Raw genomic sequence first — 15,894 nt, 5'->3', positions numbered from 1 at the left:
GGGTCGGAAGCAAAGGATTGCCGCGTTGCAATTCGATTAGGTATTTTCCCTTGGTGGGGTCTGCTGCGGGCCGATTTTTGTGCAAAATAGAACGAACGTTCGTTTTATTGGATTTTGCATGGCTTCGTCATCTGTCACCCGCTCTCCGGCTACCCGTTCCAAGCGCTCCGCGCCGGGGGCGCAAGGCCCTGCGCGCATGGAGGGGGCTGTGGAGGTCGAGGCTGCCGCAAGGCCTGCGGCCAAGTCTCGCAAAGCTGCCGCATCGTTGCAAGCCTCCGGGACTCCGCCAGAGGGTAAATCCCCGGCTGCTGCTGTAGCGGCGCCGGCCACCCGCGCCCGCTCCGCCGGCCGCGCCCTGCACAAGGGCCAGCAGACCAAGGCCACGATTGTCGAGGCTGCGCTCAACCTGGCCACGCATATCGGCCTCGAAGGCCTGTCCATCGGTGCCATCGCCGAACTCACGGGCATGAGCAAGTCGGGCGTGTTCGCCCATTTCGGCTCGCGCGAGGAGCTGCAGATTTCGGTGGTGCATGAATACCACGACCGCTTCGAGCAGGAAGTGTTCTACCCCGCGATCACCGCACCGCGCGGCATTCCGCGTCTGCGCGCGCTGTTCGACAACTGGATGAAGCGCACCTCGATCGAGATCGATTCGGGCTGCATCTACATCAGCGGAGCCGTGGAGTTCGACGACCGCACAGGCCCCGTGCGCGATGCGCTGGTCGAATCCGTGAGCACCTGGCATGCGGCCATGCGCCGCACCATCGTGCAGAGCAAGGAGTGCGGCGACCTGCGCGCCGACGTGGACGAGAGCCAGTTGCTGTTCGAGATCCACGGCCTGATCCTGGCCCTGCACTACGAAGCCCGTTTCCTGCGCAGCGAAGGCTCGATAGAGCGCGCGCAGGCCGCTTTCAACAACATTCTGGCGCGCTATGCGCGCGAACCGTTTTCCGCCTGAGGCGGCGCCCGGTCTCTGAGCGGGCCGCCATGCAAGCCAGCCGGAGCCTTATCGATTCACGCACACCCATCATCACAGGAGAAGACAGATGCCCAGCTACAACCCGCCCCTGCGCGACATGCAATTCCTCATGCACGAGGTGTTCAAGGTCACCGAGGCCTACCAGCAGATGCCCAAGCACGCGGATGTCGATGCCGACACCATCAACGCCGTGCTCGAGGAAGCGGGCAAGTTCGCCGCCAACGTGACCTTCCCCCTGAACATCAGCGGCGACGAGGAAGGCTGCCACCTGGACAAGACCACCCACGAGGTGACCACGCCCAAGGGCTACAAGCAGGCCTACCAGCAATTCGTGGAGGGCGGTTGGCCCGCGCTGTCGTGCGACCCCGAGTACGGCGGCCAGGGCCTGCCCTTCGTGATGAATTCGGCGCTGTACGAGATGCTCAACAGCGCCAACCAGGCCTGGACCATGTACCCGGGCCTGTCGCATGGCGCCTACGAGGCCCTGCATGCCCACGGCTCCGACGAGCTCAAGGCCCTGTACCTGCCCAAGCTGACCAGCGGCGAGTGGACCGGCACCATGTGCCTGACCGAGCCCCACTGCGGCACCGACCTGGGCCTGCTGCGCACCAAGGCCGAACCCCAGGCCGACGGCAGCTACAGGATCACCGGCAACAAGATCTTCATCAGCGCCGGCGAGCACGACATGGCTCCCAACATCGTGCACCTGGTGCTGGCCCGCCTGCCCGATGCGCCGGCCGGCTCCAAGGGCATCAGCCTGTTCGTGGTGCCCAAGTACAAGGTCAATGCCGACGGCTCCCTGGGCGAGCGCAACACCATCTACTGCGGCGGCCTGGAGCACAAGATGGGCATCAAGTCCAACGCCACGGCCCAGATCGTGATCGAGGAAGCCGTGGGCCACATGGTGGGCCAGCCCAACAAGGGCCTGCAGGCCATGTTCGTGATGATGAACGCCGCGCGCCTGGGCGTGGGCAACCAGTCGCTGGGCCTGACCGAAGTGGCCTACCAGAATGCGCTGGCCTATGCCAAGGACCGCCTGCAGATGCGCAGCCTGTCGGGCGTGAAGGCCAAGGACAAGCCGGCCGACCCCATCATCGTGCACCCCGACGTGCGCCGCATGCTGCTGACGGCCAAGGCCTATGCCGAAGGCGGCCGCGCGCTGTCCACCTTCTGCGCGCTGCTGATCGACAAGGAGCTGAACCACCCCGACGAGAAGGTGCGCGCCGACAGCGCCGAGCTGGTCGCGCTGCTGACGCCCATCGTCAAGGCCTTCCTGACCGACAACGGCTGGAGCGCGGTCACGCAGTGCCAGCAGGTGTTCGGCGGCCATGGCTTCATCAAGGAATGGGGCATGGAGCAGTTCGTGCGCGACGCGCGCATCAACATGATCTACGAAGGCACTAACGGCGTGCAGGCGCTGGACCTGCTGGGCCGCAAGGTGCTGGGCAACCAGGGCGCCTCGCTCAAGAAGTTCGGCAAGCTGGTGGCCCAGCTGGTCGAGGAAGAAGGCGTGAACGAGCGCATGGCCGAGTTCATCAACCCCATCGCCTACCTGGGCGAGCAGATGACCAAGTTCACGACCGAGATCGGCTTCAAGGGCATGCAGAATCCCGACGAAGTGGGCGCCGCCTCGGTGGACTACCTGCGCGTGGCAGGCCACCTGGTGTTCGGCTACCTGTTCGCCCGCATGGCCCAGGTCGCGCTGCGCGAGATCGCCAATGGCAGCACCGATCCCTTCTACCAGGGCAAGCTGCAGACCGCGCGCTTTTATTTCGCCAAGCTGTTCCCCGAGACCGCGACGCTGATGCGCACGGCCCGCGCCGGCAGCAAGGTGCTGATGGATACCGATGCTGCTCTGGCTTGAATAGCAGCCAGCGCACGCACTTTCTGCAATTGAAGGCTTATTTGATTGGAAAACACCATGAAGAAAGCGGTAGCAGCTCTTTTTTGCGTAGCGGCAGCGGCGCTGGGCGCCACCTCGGCCTGGGCGCAGATGTCGCCCGTGGGCACATGGCGCAGCATTGACGACAAGACCGGCGAGGCCAAGTCCGAGATCCAGATCACGGACAACGGCGGCGTGCTCAGCGGCCACATCACCAGGCTGCTGCGCAAGGGAGCCGATCCCCATGCCCTGTGCACCGAGTGCAGGGACGGCCTCAAGGACAAGCCCATGGTGGGCCTGCAGATCATCACCGGCGCCAAAAAGGCCGAGGGCAAGGACGTGTGGGAGGACGGCAAGATCCTCGACCCCGAAAGCGGCAAGTCCTACACCCTGCGCCTGACGCCCGTGGAAGAGGGCAAGAAGCTGGAAGTGCGCGGCTCCATCGGCCCGTTCGGCCGCACCCAGACCTGGGTGCGCGTGCAGTAAAAAACCGCCCTCGCCGAGGCGCCGTGATGGCGCGGAGCGTGGGCCCTCAATGGAACATTTCCCATGTCCCGATTCAATGTGAAGAAAGTCGCCGTCCTGGGCGCCGGCGTGATGGGCGCGCAGATCGCGGCCCATCTGGTCAACGTGAAGGTGCCGGTCGTGCTGTTCGACCTGCCCGCCAAGGAAGGCCCCAAGAGCGCGATCGCCGAAAAGGCCATCGCCAACCTCAAGAAGCTCAAGCCCTCGCCCATCGGCGTGGCCGAAGACACGGACCTGATCCAGCCGGCCAACTACGAGGAGCACATGAAGCTGCTCAAGGGCTGCGACCTCATCATCGAGGCCATTGCCGAGCGCATGGACTGGAAGCTGGACCTGTACGCCAAGATCGCGCCGTTCGTGGCCAAGCACGCCATCGTGGCTTCCAACACCTCGGGCCTGTCCATCACCAGGCTGAGCGAGGCGCTGCCCGATGCCATCAAGCCGCGCTTTTGCGGCATCCACTTCTTCAACCCGCCGCGCTACATGCCGCTGGTGGAGCTGATCAACACGCCCACCACCGATCCCCAGGTGCTGGACCAGCTCGAAGCCTTCGTCACCAGCGGCCTGGGCAAGGGCGTGGTGCGCGCCAAGGACACGCCCAACTTCATCGCCAACCGCATCGGCATCGCCGGCATGCTGTCCACGATGAAGGAGGTCGAGAACTTCGGCCTGAGCTTTGACGTGGTGGACGACCTCACGGGCAAGAAGCTGGGCCGCGCCTCCTCGGGCACCTTCCGCACCGCCGACGTGGTGGGCCTGGACACCATGGCCCACGTGGTCAAGACGCTGCAGGACAACCTGAGCCTGGAGACCGACCCCTTCTACGGCAGCTTCGGCACGCCGCCCGTGCTGGCCAAGCTCATCGAGCTGGGCCACCTGGGCCAGAAGACCAAGAAGGGCTTTTACAAGAAGGTCGGCCGCGACATCTTCCAGTTCGAGCTGGCCAGCGAAGACTATGTGCCGGCAGGCGGCAAGGCCGACGAAGTCTACGGCCGCATGCTCAAGAAGCCCGCGGCCGAGCGCCTGAAGCTGCTGCGCAATGCCGAGGGCGCGCAGGGCCGCTTCCTGTGGGCCATTCTGCGCAACAGCTTCCACTACGCGGCTGTGCACCTGGAAACCATTGCCGACTCGGCGCGCGATGTGGACCAGGCCATGCGCTGGGGCTTCGGCATGAAGCAGGGCCCGTTCGAGCTGTGGCAGGAAGCCGGCTGGCTCGAAGTGGCGAAGATGATCCAGGAGGACATCGACGCGGGCAAGGCGCTGTGCAAGGCGCCGCTGCCCCGGTGGGTGTTCGAAGGCCCCGTGGCCGAGGCCGGCGGCGTGCACACCGCCCAGGGCTCGTGGAGCCCCTCGCAGGGCCAATTCGTGGCGCGCCGCGTGCTGCCCGTGTACGAGCGCCAGATCTTCCCAGAGAAGCTGCTGGGCGAGGACAGCCTGCCCGACTGGAAGACGGCCGGCACCACGGTTTTCGAATCCAAGGCGTTGCGCACCTGGACGCTGGACGGCCAGATCCTGATCGCCAGCATCAAGAACAAGATGCACGCCATCAGCCCCGAGGTCATGGAAGGCCTGATGGAGGCCGTGGATACGGCCGAGAGCGACTTCCAGGGCATGGTCATCTGGTCGGGCGATGCGCCGTTCAGCGTGGGCGCCGACCTGGAGGCCACCATGCCGGCCTTCGTGATCGGCGGGGCCGATGCCATCGAGAGCGTGGAGCAGGAGCTGCAGAACCTGATGATGCGCATCCGCTACGCCCAGGTGCCGGTGGTCGCGGCCATCCACGGCATGGCGCTGGGCGGCGGCTGCGAGCTGGCCGTGTACAGCGCGCGCCGCGTGGCCCATATGGAAAGCTATATCGGCCTGGTGGAAGTGGGTGTGGGCCTGGTGCCCGGCGCCGGCGGCCTGACCTATATCGCGCGCCGCGCCGCCGAGAATGCGAAGAGCAGCACCGGCAAGGACGTGCTGCCCTTCCTGACCGAAGGCTTCACGGCCGCGGCCATGGCCAAGGTGGGCACCAGCGCCATCGAGTCGCGCAAGCTCGGCTACCTGCTGGACAGCGACATCATCGTGCCGCACAAGGACGAACTGCTGTTCGTCGCCATCAACGAGGCCAAGGCCATGGCGGCCGGCGGCTGGCGTGCGCCGCTCAAGCGCCTGTTCCCCGTGGCGGGCCGCAGCGGCCTGGCCACCATCAAGGCCCAGCTCGTGAACATGCGCGACGGCGGCTTCATCAGCGCCTACGACTTCAAGATCGCCGCCATGATCGCCGAGGTGGTCTGCGGCGGCGATGTGGACCCGGGTTCGCTGGTCAGCGAGGAATATCTGCTGACGCTGGAGCGAAAGGCCTTCTGCCACCTGATTGCCCAGCCCAAGACGCATGAGCGCATTCTGGGCATGCTCAACACCGGCAAGCCGGTGAGAAATTGAGGCATCCCCCCGAGTCGCTGCGCGCCTTCCCCCTTCTCTCGCTTCGCGGGAAGGGGACGCCAGCAACGCTGCGGGGCGGCCCTTGCTCGCTGGCTGCCGACTTGCAGCATGCGGTATTTGGAGCCTCGCGCACAGCTTGAAAAGCGAAGAGACAAGCAAGGAATTTGGTCATGAGACAAGTACAAGACGCCTACATCGTTGCCGCCACGCGCACGCCCATCGGCCGATCGGGCCGCGGCTACTTCCGGAACACCCGCCCCGACGACCTGCTGGTGGCCGCCATCCGCGGCGCCATGGCCCAGGTGCCCACGCTGGACCCCAAGGCCATCGAGGATTCCATCATCGGCTGCTCCTTCCCCGAGGGCGAGCAGGGCATGAACATGGCACGCATCGCCATGGGCCTGGCATTCGACCATCCCGTGGGCGGCGTGACGGTGAACCGCTTCTGCGCCTCGGGCGTGACGGCCATCCAGATGGCGGCCGACCGCATTCGCGTGGGCGAGGCCGACGTGCTGATCGCCGGCGGCGCCGAATCCATGAGCCTGGTGCCCATGGGCGGCAACAAGCCCTCGTTCAACCCCGAGGTCTTCGCGCGCGACGAGAACGTGGGCATTGCCTACGGCATGGGCCTGACGGCCGAAAAGGTGGCCCAGCAGTGGAAGGTCAGCCGCGAGGCGCAGGACGCGTTCGCGCTCGAATCCCATCTGCGCGCCATCAAGGCCCAGCAGGCCAGCGAGTTTGCCGACGAGATCACGCCCTTCGAGATCGTGGAGCGCAGCCCCAACCTCATTTCCGGCGACGTGGTGGAGAAGAGGCGTACCGTCAGCCTGGACGAGGGCCCGCGCCCCGACACCACGCTGGAAGCGCTGGCCAAGCTCAAGCCCGTGTTCGCCGCGCGCGGCAGCGTGACGGCGGGCAACAGTTCGCAGACCAGCGACGGCGCCGGCGCCCTGATCCTGGCCAGCGAGAAGGCCGTCAAGCAGTTCGGTCTCACGCCGCTGGCGCGCTTCGTGAGCTATGCCGCGCGTGGCGTGCCGCCTGAAATCATGGGCATCGGCCCCATCGAGGCCATTCCCGCCGCGCTGCGCTATGCGGGCCTCAAGAGCGAGGACATCGGCTGGTACGAACTCAACGAGGCCTTTGCGGCCCAGTCGCTGGCCGTGATCAACACGCTGGGCCTGGACGCGGCCAAGGTCAACCCCATGGGCGGCGCCATCGCCCTGGGCCACCCGCTGGGCGCCACGGGCGCCATCCGCGCCGCCACCGTGGTGCATGCGCTGCGCCGCCACAAGCTCAAGTACGGCATGGTTACCATGTGCGTGGGCACGGGCCAGGGCGCGGCCGGCATCTTCGAGGCGCTGTAAGCGGCGCGGGCGCCATGCAGGCCGAGCCCGACGTGCACTGGTCGCAGACGCAGCTGCCGCTGCCTGCGGCCACCGCTTTGCCTGGCGCAGCGGATGCGGGCGCGCTGGCCCTGTGCCAGTGCCAGCCCCGGACGCCGGGGCAGGGCGGGGCCGCAGCGCTGGCGCAGATCGTGGTGGCACCGGCCATGGGCGTGCCTCAGGGCTATTACCAGGCCTTTGCCCAATGGCTGGCCGAGCAGGGCTTCGGTGTGACCACCTTCGACTACCGCGGCAGCGGCCTGTCGCGCCAGGGGCCGCTGCGCCAGGCCCGGGCCGACCTGCTGGACTGGGCGCAGGATTGCCAGCGCGTGGCCGCGCACCTGCAGCAGCAGTTTCCGGGCCAGCCGCTGATCTGGATAGGCCACAGCGTGGGCGCGCAGCTGCCCGGCCTCTCGCCCGTGCCGCTGCCCCTCAACGGCCTGCTCTCGGTCGGCAGCGGCAGCGGCTACTGGCGCGACAACGCACCTCCCACGCGGCGCATGGTGCGCCTGTTCTGGTGGGGCGTGGCCCCGCTGGTCACGGCCGCATGCGGCGGCTTTCCGGGGCGCAGCCTGGGCATCATCGGCGACCTGCCCGCGGGCGTGCTGTGGCAGTGGCGGCGCTGGTGCCTGCATCCCGACTACGCCATGGGTGTGGAAGGCGCCTGGGCCGCCAACGCCTATGCGGCCGCGCGCTATCCGCTGCATGCGCTGTCCTTCGAGGACGACGAAATGATGTCGCTGGCCAGCACGCAATCGCTGGTCGGCTGGTACCGCAATGCGCCCAGCCTGCTCGAGCGCGTGAGCCCCGCGCTCTCTCCCTCGGGCCGCATAGGCCACATGGGCTTTTTCCGCGCCACCATGCGCGAGACGCTGTGGCCGCCGCTGCTGCCGCTGCTCGCGCAATGGCGGCAAGGCCTGCGCAGCCCAGGCAAACCCTTGTTCGGGCCGCCCGAGTCACCTGCTTGACGGCTTTCGTTCCCGCACATGCGCACACTGCGATCTCTATGAGCACAAGCACCCCATCCTCCCATCCATTCGATCAGGCCGTGGCCCTGGTGGCCACGGGTGCGCCCCACACCTTCCAGGGCCTGGTTTCGCAGGACTACTGGAACATGGTCGGCCCCTACGGCGGCATCACGGCCGCCACGCTGGTGCAGGCCATTGCCCAGCATCCGCAATGCCTGGGCGATCCGGTGTCCATCACCGTCAACTATGCCGCGGCCGTGGGTGCGGGGCGCTTCGAGATCGAGGCCAACCCGGTGCGCACCAACCGCTCCACCCAGCACTGGCTGCTGACCGTCAAGCAGGCCGGCGAGGACGGCGCTCCGCAGGTCGTGACCACGGCCACGGCCGTGACGGCGGTGCGGCGCCCCACCTGGAGCGGCAGCGACACGGCCATGCCCCAGGTGACACCCGCCGCGCAGGTGCCGCGCGTGCCGCCGATCATGGGCGGCGTGCAGTGGCTGGAGCGCTACGAAATGCGCTTTGTACAGGGCACGCTGCCCCAGCAGTGGGACGGCGCCGAGGCCGAAAGCCTGACGCGGCTGTGGGTGCGCGACAATCCACCGCGCCCGCTGGATTTCGCATCGCTGGCCGCCCTGTCCGATGTGTTCTTCCCGCGCGTGTGGCTGCGCCGCGCCCACCGCACGCCCGCCGGCACGGTGTCCATCACCGTGTATTTCCACGCCAGCCGCGAGGACCTGGCCGTGGCCGGCACGGCACCGCTGCTGGCACAGGCGCGCGGGCAGGAGTTCCGCAACGGCTTTTGCGACCAGGCCGCCCAGTTGTGGAGCGAGTCCGGCCAGATGCTGGCCAGCAGCCACCAGATCGTTTACTTCAAGGAATAAAAGCACATGAGCGACAACAGCCAGGACATCCTGGTGCACACCGAAGCCGGTGTCTGCACCATCACCTTCAACCGCGCCGACAAGAAGAACTCCATCACCGAGGCCATGTATGCGGCCATGGCCGATGCGCTGGTCCAGGCCGAGCAGGACGCCACCGTGCGCTGCGTGGTGTTCCAGGGCGACATGGCCATCTTCAGCGCGGGCAACGACATCGGCGACTTCCTCCAGCAGTCGGCCGGCGGCGCCGCGCCCAAGCCGGCGGCCGACCGGCCCGTATGGCGCTTCCTGCGCAACATCGCGGGCTTTCCCAAGCCCGTGATCGCCGCCGTCTGCGGCCCGGCCGTGGGCATAGGCACCACGCTGCTGCTGCATTGCGACCTGGTCTATGCGGGCGACAACGCGGCCTTCTCGCTGCCCTTCGTGAACCTGGGCCTGTGCCCCGAAGCCGCGTCCAGCATGCTGCTGCCCCAGATGTTCGGCTACCACCGTGCGGCCGAGGCCCTGCTGCTGGGCGAGCCCTTCATGGCCGAGGCGGCGCTCGAGGTCGGGCTGGTCAACCGCGTCGTTCCGCCCGGCGAATGCAATGCGCTGGCCCAGGCCCAGGCCCGCAAGCTGGCCGCCAAGCCGCTGTCGGCCCTGATCGAGAGCAAGCGCCTCATGAAGGCCGGCCAGGCCGCGCAAGTGGCCGCGCGCATGGACGAGGAAGGCGCGAGCTTCGGCCGCCTGATGGCCGGTCCCGCAGCCCGCGAAGCCTTCACGGCCTTCATGGAAAAGCGCAAGCCGGACTTCAGCAAATGCTGAAGGCCGATGGCCGCGAAGCGGACGCTGCGCAGGGTGCAGCGGCGGAGCTTTCGTCAAAAGCGCAAGCCGGACTTCAGCAAATGCTGAAGGCCGATGGCCGCGAAGCGGACGCTGCGCAGGGTGCAGCGGTGGAGCTTTCGTCAAAAGCGCAAGCCGGACTTCAGCCCATGCTGAAGTCCACGGAGCCCGTGCAGTTCGAGCCGCAGTTTGTCGCCGCGCTGCGCGAGGTGTTCGAGCAGCGCATCGCCTTCAACCAGGTGCTGGGCCTGAAGATCACCGATGTGGCGCCGCAGCTGGTGCAGGGCCGCATCGCCATGCGGCCCGAGCTCATCGGCCACGCGGCCTACGAACGCATCCACGGCGGCGTGATCAGCGCGGCGCTCGACTCCATGGGGGGCCTGGCCGTGATGGCCGCCATCTGCGCCAAGCACATGGACGATGCGCCGCTGCAGCGCCTGCACCGCTTCTCGCGCCTGGGCACCATCGACCTGCGCGTGGACTATCTGCGCCCCGGCATCGGCAAGGAGTTCCTGCTGCGCGCCGAAGTGCTGCGCCTGGGTTCGCGCGTGGCCAATACGCGCATGGAATTCCTCGCGGCGGACGGCACATTGCTGTCGACGGGGACTGCCGCCTACATTGTTTCGTAGTCCCTAAAAAAATAGCAGCCATCGCCTTGGCATCCTGAGTTTCAGATGCTTTTGCATCTGAAAACAAGGTGTGGCAAGCGATGGCTGCTACGTTGATGTGGGGTGGCGGGAGGTCAATCCTTGTGCCAGCGCGACCGCTTCACGCCCCAGGCCGTCCCCAGCCCGTAGGCGGCCATGCCCAGCGCCACCAGTCCGTACAGCATCTCGATGCTGCCCTTGCCGCCCGCGGTCAGCCAGGTGCCGCCGCCGGCCACCAGCGCCAGGCGCAGCGTGCCGGCCAGCAAGGGCGGCCAGACGCGGCCGGCGCCCAGCGAGGCGAAGTACAGCACCAGGCCCAATCCGAACAGGCCGAACACCGGCCCGACGATGCGCAGGTACAGGTCGGCATAGGCCTGCACGGCCGCGTCATGGGCGAACAGGCCCGACCACAGCCAGGGCCAGAGACATACGATCAGGCCCAGCAAGCCCAGCAGGGCTGTGACGACGGCGCTGCCCGTCCAGGCCACGCGGCGCGCGCGCTCCACCTGGCCCGCGCCCATGGCCATGCCGACCATGGGCACGGCGGCCATGCCCACGCCGAAGGCCAGCGGAATCAGCAGGAACTCCAGGCGCTGGCCTATGCCGTAGCCGGCCAGCGCCTGCGGGCCCAGGCGCGCCACCATGCCGGTCAGCAGCAGCGCCGTCAGCGCCGTCTGCACGGGCGACAGGCATGCCAGGGCGCCCACGCGCAGGATGTCGCGGAATACCGGCCACTGCAGCCGGCTGCGGCGCCACGACAGCCGCAGCCGCTGCTGCCCCCAGCGCAGATAGGCCAGCAGCGCGGCCACGGCCAGCGCCATGGCCACGAGATTGCCCAGCGCCACGCCGGGCATGCCCCAGCGCGGCAGCGGCCCCAGGCCCAGTCCCAGCGAGCCCCCGACCACGATCTGCACCAGGCTGGCGCAGAACACCACAGTCGAGGGCAGGCGCATATTGCCCGTGCCGCGCACCACCGAGGCCAGCGTGTTGCACAGCCACACCAGGATGGCGCCGCTGAACAGCACGGTGCCGAAGCCCGTAGCCGCCTCCAGCACCGCGCCGCGCCCGCCCAGCCAGCCGTAGAAGGTGGCGCCGCAGGCCACGAAGAGCAGCGAATACAGCAGGCCGGCGGCGGCGCCTATCACCAGCGCATGCAGCGCCAGGGCCGAGGCATGCTCCGCGTCGCCCGCGCCCAGCGCGCGGCTGATGGCCGAGGACACGCCGCTGCCCATGGCGCCGTTGCTCATCATCTGGGTGAGCATGGCGAACGGGAACACCAGCGCCATGGCCGCCAGCGCCACCGTGCCGAGCCGGCCCACGTAATAGGTCTCGGCCACGGCGACGAGCACCGACATGCTCAGCGCCACCATGTTCGGTACGGCCAGTCGCAGCAGCGTGGGCATGATGCGGCCATGCAGCAGCGGGTGGGCCTGGGCTGCCGAGGCCGTGGCCCCCATGGCGGCGGGTACGGCGGCGCTCACCGGTCGTCCTCCGCTTGTTCCGCGTCGGCCGTTTCGGACGGCTCGTCCAGCGCCAGTCGCGGCAGCATGCCCAGCACCAGCTGCTCCAGCGCGCCGATCTCCTCGCTGCCGCACAGCGCGCGCACCCGCTGCTGGGCCTGCTGCCACAGCACAGCCGCCTCGCGCAGCCGGGCGCGGCCGGCGTCCGTGATGAGCACATGGCGGCTGCGCGCATCCGTGCCCGCCACCAGTTCGATGCAGCCCGCTTGCTGCAGCGTGCGCAGATTGCGCGTCAGCGTCGTGCGGTCGGTGTGCAGCAGTTCGGCCAGCGCGGACACCGTCAGCGTCATGGCAGGCGCGCGGCGCACCTGCATCAGCAGGCTGAACTGCGTGCCGCGCAGGCCGCTGGGCGCCAGCGTGTCGTCATAGAGCTGGGAGATCCTGCGCGAAAGGCTGCGCACCATGAAGCAGGTGCAGACGGGCGAGGCTGGCGCCGGTGCGCTTCGCGCGTGGCCTTGCGATGGAAGGGCAGAGGGGTGGGGCATGGTCTGTGTTCGGCGGGCGGATGCAGAGGTGATTTGAGTGTATATGCACATATCTGAGAGAAGCTGTCCGGTCGGCGACGGAGGGCCTGTCTGTGCTCCTTGGCTGTGTGATCAAGCAAAGCTTGCAAGTACATGCAACAAGAGAGCAATTCAGTTACTAATCTTGCGAGATGGCGGCATTTGTTGCCGCTTGTGCTGCTTAGGATGGGTGCTTTCGTCAAGGAGATACCTGCAATGGCTGTGCAAAACCCGTTTTTTGGCAAACGCGACAACGACACCTTCTCTTCCCGCAATTCGATGACGGGCCTGTCTTCTTCCAGCCCATCCAGCCTGGGCAGTGGCAGCCTTGCCGGCTCCGGCACCACCAGTCCCGGCAGCACGGCGCGCACCGCCTCCGCTTCGGCTCCTGCGGCCAGCGAGGAAACGGGCGGCAGCAAGCTCACCGTGGGCCCCAACATCAAGCTCAAGGGGGTGGAGATCACCGATTGCGACACGCTGGTGGTCGAAGGCACGGTGGAGGCGACCATGAATTCGCGTGTGATCCGCATTGCCGAACAGGGTGCATTCCACGGCACGGCCGAGATCGACATTGCCGAAATCCACGGCGTCTTCGACGGCACGCTGACTGTGCGCGAAAAGCTGGTGATCTTCGGCTCGGGCCGCGTCAGCGGCAAGATCCGCTACGGCAAGGTGGTGATCGAGGAGGGCGGCGAGCTCACCGGCCAGATCGAGGCCGGCAGCAGCAAGAGCGGCAACGGCTACTCTGCCGCACGCAGCGAAAGCGCTGCCCCAGCCGCAGCAAGTGCGTCGTCGGCCGCATCATCGGCCAGCCAGGCGCCCATGGCCGCAACCTCCTCGTCCATGGTGGTCTGAGCCGGCTTTCGAGCCATCACAGCCCATTGCCCTTGCCTGTTTTGCGCAGGCATGGCTGCTCCAGGCAGGGCCGGGACAGCCATAAAAAAGCGGCCGATATCGGTCGCTTTTTTATGGGGTGCCCGTTCAGGCCGGGCGCTGCCGGGCCAGCAGCTTTTCACGCCAGGCCTGGGTCTGCGGCGTGTCGGGCAGGGCCTGGGGACGGCCTGTGGCGTCGATGGCCACATAGGTCAGGCGCGCCTCGGTGACCTTGACGTACTTGCCCTGATCGGAAAAACGCTCCGCGTAGACTTCCACGTCCACGGCGATCGACGTGCGGCCCACATGCTCCACGCTGGCATAGAACGACAGGATGTCGCCCACGCGCACGGGCTGCTTGAAGATGAACTCGTTGACCGCCACGGTCACCATGCGCGTATGGCTGATGCGCTGGGGCAGCACCGAGCCTGCCAGGTCCACCTGGGCCATGACCCAGCCGCCGAAGATGTCGCCGTTGGCATTGACATCGGCCGGCATGGGCACGACTTTGAGAACCAGCTCCTTGTCTTCGGGCAGGGGTTGGGGAGGAAGGTCTGGACGAGGCGGCATTGCACAATCGGGGGAAAACAAAACTATCCTGATTGTCCCAAATGCGTCGCGACAGTGGTTCTTCTAGGGATTTACCCTTATCTTCGGCATCGTCTTCCCAGGACTGGAGCGCGCTCAAACGCCTGCTGCCCTACCTATGGCAATACAAGTGGCGCGTGGCCGCCGCCCTGCTGTTCATGGTCGGGGCCAAGCTGGCCAATGTGGGCGTGCCCGTGCTGCTCAAGCATCTGGTGGATGCGCTGGACATCCGGCCGGGCCAGGCCCAGGCGGTCCTGGTCGTTCCGGTGGCGCTGCTGCTGGCCTACGGGCTGCTGCGCTTTTCCACCACGCTGTTCACGGAGCTGCGCGATCTGGTCTTTGCCAAGGCCACGCAGGGCGCCTCGCGCTCGATCGCGCTGACCACCTTCGAGCATCTGCATGCGCTGTCGCTGCGCTTTCACCTGGAGCGCCAGACCGGTGGCATGACGCGCGACATCGAGCGCGGCGTGCGCAGCACCGAATCGCTGATCTCGTATTCGCTCTACAGCATCCTGCCCACGCTGATCGAGATGGGCCTGGTGCTGGGCATCCTGGCCGTGCGCTTCGACATCTGGTTCGCCGTGATCACGCTGGCGGCGCTGGCCTTCTACATCACGTTCACCGTGACGGTGACCGAGTGGCGCACGCGCTTTCGGCGCGAGGCCAATGCGCAGGAGTCCGCGGCCCATACCAAGGCCATCGATTCGCTGCTCAACTACGAGACCGTCAAGTACTTCAACAACGAAGCCTTCGAGGCGCGCCGCTACGACGAGAACCTGGAACAGCTGCGCCGCGTGCGCCTCAAGAGCCAGACCACGCTGTCCATGCTCAATTGCGGCCAGCAGCTCATCATTGGAGCGGCACTGGTGGCCATTCTCTGGCGCGCCACGCAGGGCGTGGTCGACGGGCGGCTGACGCTGGGCGACCTGGTCATGGTCAACGCCTTCATGATCCAGCTGTACATACCGCTGAACTTCCTGGGCGTGATCTACCGCGAGATCAAGCAGAGCCTGACCGACCTGGACCGCATGTTCACGCTCATGGACAAGGAGCGCGAAGTGGCCGATGCGCCGGATGCCCGGCCCCTGCGGCTGGAGGCCGCGCCGCCGGAGGTGCGCTTCGAGCACGTGGACTTTGCCTACGATCCGGCCCGGCCCATCCTGCATGACGTGAGCTTCGCGATTCCCGCGGGCAAGACCGTGGCCGTGGTCGGCCCTTCGGGCTCGGGCAAGAGCACGCTGGCGCGCCTGCTGTTCCGCTTCTACGACGTGCAGGGCGGCCATGTGCGCATCGCCGGCCAGGACATCCGCGGCGTGACCCAGGCCAGCGTGCGTGCGGCGGTGGGCATCGTGCCGCAGGATACGGTGCTGTTCAACGACACGGTGGAATACAACATTGCCTATGGCCGTCCCGGCGCCAGCCGCCAGGAGGTGGAAGCTGCCGCACGCGCCGCGCGCATCCACGACTTCATCGTGCATACGCCCCAGGGCTACGAGACGCGCGTGGGCGAGCGCGGCCTCAAGCTCTCGGGCGGGGAAAAGCAGCGCGTGGCCATTGCGCGCACCCTGCTCAAGAATCCGCCCATACTGATCTTCGACGAGGCCACGTCGGCGCTGGACTCGGCCAACGAGCGCGCCATCCAGAACGAGCTGCGCAGCGCGGCCCAGGGCAAGACTTCGCTGGTGATCGCCCACCGTCTCTCCACCGTGGTCGATGCCCACGAGATTCTGGTCATGGACAGCGGCCGCATCATCGAGCGCGGCACGCACGAAGCCCTGCTGGCGCAGGGCGGACGCTATGCGCAGATGTGGAATCTGCAACGCAACCAGCCGGAATCCGAGCCCGCGGCCCAGCCGGCCTGAGCCCTCCGTTGCCTATTGCGCAGGCCGCCCCCGGGCGG

General features: G+C 67.2%; 14 protein-coding genes. 11 read left to right on the top strand and 3 right to left on the bottom strand.

All coding sequences use genetic code 11. The features are described 5' to 3' along the window. The first annotated feature begins 196 nt into the window (after positions 1-196). The 9 genes from V8Z74_RS06060 to V8Z74_RS06020 all read left to right on the top strand — a co-directional run bounded on the left by V8Z74_RS06060 (position 197) and on the right by V8Z74_RS06020 (position 10,492). Positions 197-958, top strand: a complete 762-nt coding sequence (locus tag V8Z74_RS06060) for a TetR/AcrR family transcriptional regulator (RefSeq protein WP_349708662.1) — start codon at positions 197-199, stop codon at positions 956-958. Between the two features lie 88 nt (positions 959-1,046). Next, complete coding sequence (locus tag V8Z74_RS06055; RefSeq protein WP_066476014.1) at positions 1,047-2,843, top strand: acyl-CoA dehydrogenase C-terminal domain-containing protein; 1,797 nt, start codon at positions 1,047-1,049, stop codon at positions 2,841-2,843. Positions 2,844-2,900: 57 nt separating this feature from the next. Continuing rightward, positions 2,901-3,347: a DUF2147 domain-containing protein gene (locus V8Z74_RS06050; protein WP_349708526.1), complete on the top strand. Its 447-nt coding sequence runs from the start codon at positions 2,901-2,903 to the stop codon at positions 3,345-3,347. A 63-nt stretch (positions 3,348-3,410) separates the two neighbouring features. Then, on the top strand, positions 3,411-5,813 hold the full coding sequence (locus V8Z74_RS06045; protein ID WP_349708525.1) for a 3-hydroxyacyl-CoA dehydrogenase/enoyl-CoA hydratase family protein: 2,403 nt from the start codon (positions 3,411-3,413) through the stop codon (positions 5,811-5,813). A 170-nt stretch (positions 5,814-5,983) separates the two neighbouring features. Beyond that, entirely contained in the window at positions 5,984-7,177 is a 1,194-nt protein-coding gene (locus V8Z74_RS06040; protein ID WP_349708523.1) for an acetyl-CoA C-acyltransferase, read from the top strand. 14 nt (positions 7,178-7,191) lie between these two features. Continuing rightward, the gene (locus V8Z74_RS06035) at positions 7,192-8,163 is read left to right on the top strand and encodes an alpha/beta hydrolase family protein (protein WP_349708521.1); all 972 of its coding nucleotides are present in this window, start codon (positions 7,192-7,194) and stop codon (positions 8,161-8,163) included. Between the two features lie 38 nt (positions 8,164-8,201). Further along, positions 8,202-9,044: an acyl-CoA thioesterase gene (locus tag V8Z74_RS06030; RefSeq protein ID WP_349708519.1), complete on the top strand. Its 843-nt coding sequence runs from the start codon at positions 8,202-8,204 to the stop codon at positions 9,042-9,044. Positions 9,045-9,050: 6 nt separating this feature from the next. After that, positions 9,051-9,845, top strand: a complete 795-nt coding sequence (locus V8Z74_RS06025) for an enoyl-CoA hydratase (protein ID WP_349708518.1) — start codon at positions 9,051-9,053, stop codon at positions 9,843-9,845. A gap of 167 nt (positions 9,846-10,012) precedes the next feature. Continuing rightward, on the top strand, positions 10,013-10,492 hold the full coding sequence (locus V8Z74_RS06020) for a thioesterase family protein (protein ID WP_349708517.1): 480 nt from the start codon (positions 10,013-10,015) through the stop codon (positions 10,490-10,492). Between the two features lie 113 nt (positions 10,493-10,605). On the opposite strand, the gene V8Z74_RS06015 is transcribed toward V8Z74_RS06020, so the two are convergent. Continuing rightward, positions 10,606-11,991 (bottom strand): MATE family efflux transporter, encoded by a 1,386-nt coding sequence (locus tag V8Z74_RS06015; RefSeq protein WP_349708516.1) that lies wholly within the window; start codon positions 11,989-11,991, stop codon positions 10,606-10,608. Continuing rightward, positions 11,988-12,434, bottom strand: coding sequence for a MarR family winged helix-turn-helix transcriptional regulator (locus tag V8Z74_RS06010; RefSeq protein WP_349708515.1), 447 nt, complete (start codon positions 12,432-12,434; stop codon positions 11,988-11,990). The genes V8Z74_RS06015 and V8Z74_RS06010 overlap by 4 nt, the downstream gene beginning before the upstream one ends. Positions 12,435-12,749: 315 nt before the next feature. Between V8Z74_RS06010 and V8Z74_RS06005 the strand changes: the two genes are divergently transcribed. Further along, the gene (locus V8Z74_RS06005) at positions 12,750-13,388 is read left to right on the top strand and encodes a bactofilin family protein (RefSeq protein WP_349708514.1); all 639 of its coding nucleotides are present in this window, start codon (positions 12,750-12,752) and stop codon (positions 13,386-13,388) included. A 126-nt stretch (positions 13,389-13,514) separates the two neighbouring features. Here the strand turns inward: V8Z74_RS06005 and V8Z74_RS06000 are convergent, their stop codons facing one another. Further along, positions 13,515-13,976: an acyl-CoA thioesterase gene (locus V8Z74_RS06000; protein ID WP_066476033.1), complete on the bottom strand. Its 462-nt coding sequence runs from the start codon at positions 13,974-13,976 to the stop codon at positions 13,515-13,517. Positions 13,977-14,017: 41 nt separating this feature from the next. Here V8Z74_RS06000 and V8Z74_RS05995 point away from each other — a divergent pair, with 41 nt between their 5' ends. Further along, on the top strand, positions 14,018-15,856 hold the full coding sequence (locus tag V8Z74_RS05995) for an ABCB family ABC transporter ATP-binding protein/permease (protein ID WP_349708512.1): 1,839 nt from the start codon (positions 14,018-14,020) through the stop codon (positions 15,854-15,856). Positions 15,857-15,894 lie beyond the last annotated feature (38 nt).

Origin of the sequence: Comamonas sp. w2-DMI (genome assembly GCF_040187735.1) — a bacterium.
In the GTDB taxonomy this organism is placed as follows: Bacteria; Pseudomonadota; Gammaproteobacteria; order Burkholderiales; family Burkholderiaceae_C; genus Comamonas; species Comamonas terrae.
The sequence above is the reverse complement of the archived record's forward strand: the minus strand, read 5'-3'. Positions and strand labels throughout refer to the sequence as shown.

Coding starts and splice junctions, on each gene's coding strand:
- V8Z74_RS06005 (WP_349708514.1), top strand. CDS start 12,750: ATGGCTGTGCAAAACCCGTTTTTTGGCAAACGCGACAACGACACCTTC.
- V8Z74_RS06050 (WP_349708526.1), top strand. CDS start 2,901: ATGAAGAAAGCGGTAGCAGCTCTTTTTTGCGTAGCGGCAGCGGCGCTG.
- V8Z74_RS06020 (WP_349708517.1), top strand. CDS start 10,013: ATGCTGAAGTCCACGGAGCCCGTGCAGTTCGAGCCGCAGTTTGTCGCC.
- V8Z74_RS06010 (WP_349708515.1), bottom strand. CDS start 12,434: ATGGTGCGCAGCCTTTCGCGCAGGATCTCCCAGCTCTATGACGACACG.
- V8Z74_RS06045 (WP_349708525.1), top strand. CDS start 3,411: ATGTCCCGATTCAATGTGAAGAAAGTCGCCGTCCTGGGCGCCGGCGTG.
- V8Z74_RS06060 (WP_349708662.1), top strand. CDS start 197: ATGGAGGGGGCTGTGGAGGTCGAGGCTGCCGCAAGGCCTGCGGCCAAG.
- V8Z74_RS06055 (WP_066476014.1), top strand. CDS start 1,047: ATGCCCAGCTACAACCCGCCCCTGCGCGACATGCAATTCCTCATGCAC.
- V8Z74_RS06030 (WP_349708519.1), top strand. CDS start 8,202: ATGAGCACAAGCACCCCATCCTCCCATCCATTCGATCAGGCCGTGGCC.
- V8Z74_RS06035 (WP_349708521.1), top strand. CDS start 7,192: ATGCAGGCCGAGCCCGACGTGCACTGGTCGCAGACGCAGCTGCCGCTG.
- V8Z74_RS05995 (WP_349708512.1), top strand. CDS start 14,018: ATGCGTCGCGACAGTGGTTCTTCTAGGGATTTACCCTTATCTTCGGCA.
- V8Z74_RS06025 (WP_349708518.1), top strand. CDS start 9,051: ATGAGCGACAACAGCCAGGACATCCTGGTGCACACCGAAGCCGGTGTC.
- V8Z74_RS06040 (WP_349708523.1), top strand. CDS start 5,984: ATGAGACAAGTACAAGACGCCTACATCGTTGCCGCCACGCGCACGCCC.
- V8Z74_RS06000 (WP_066476033.1), bottom strand. CDS start 13,976: ATGCCGCCTCGTCCAGACCTTCCTCCCCAACCCCTGCCCGAAGACAAG.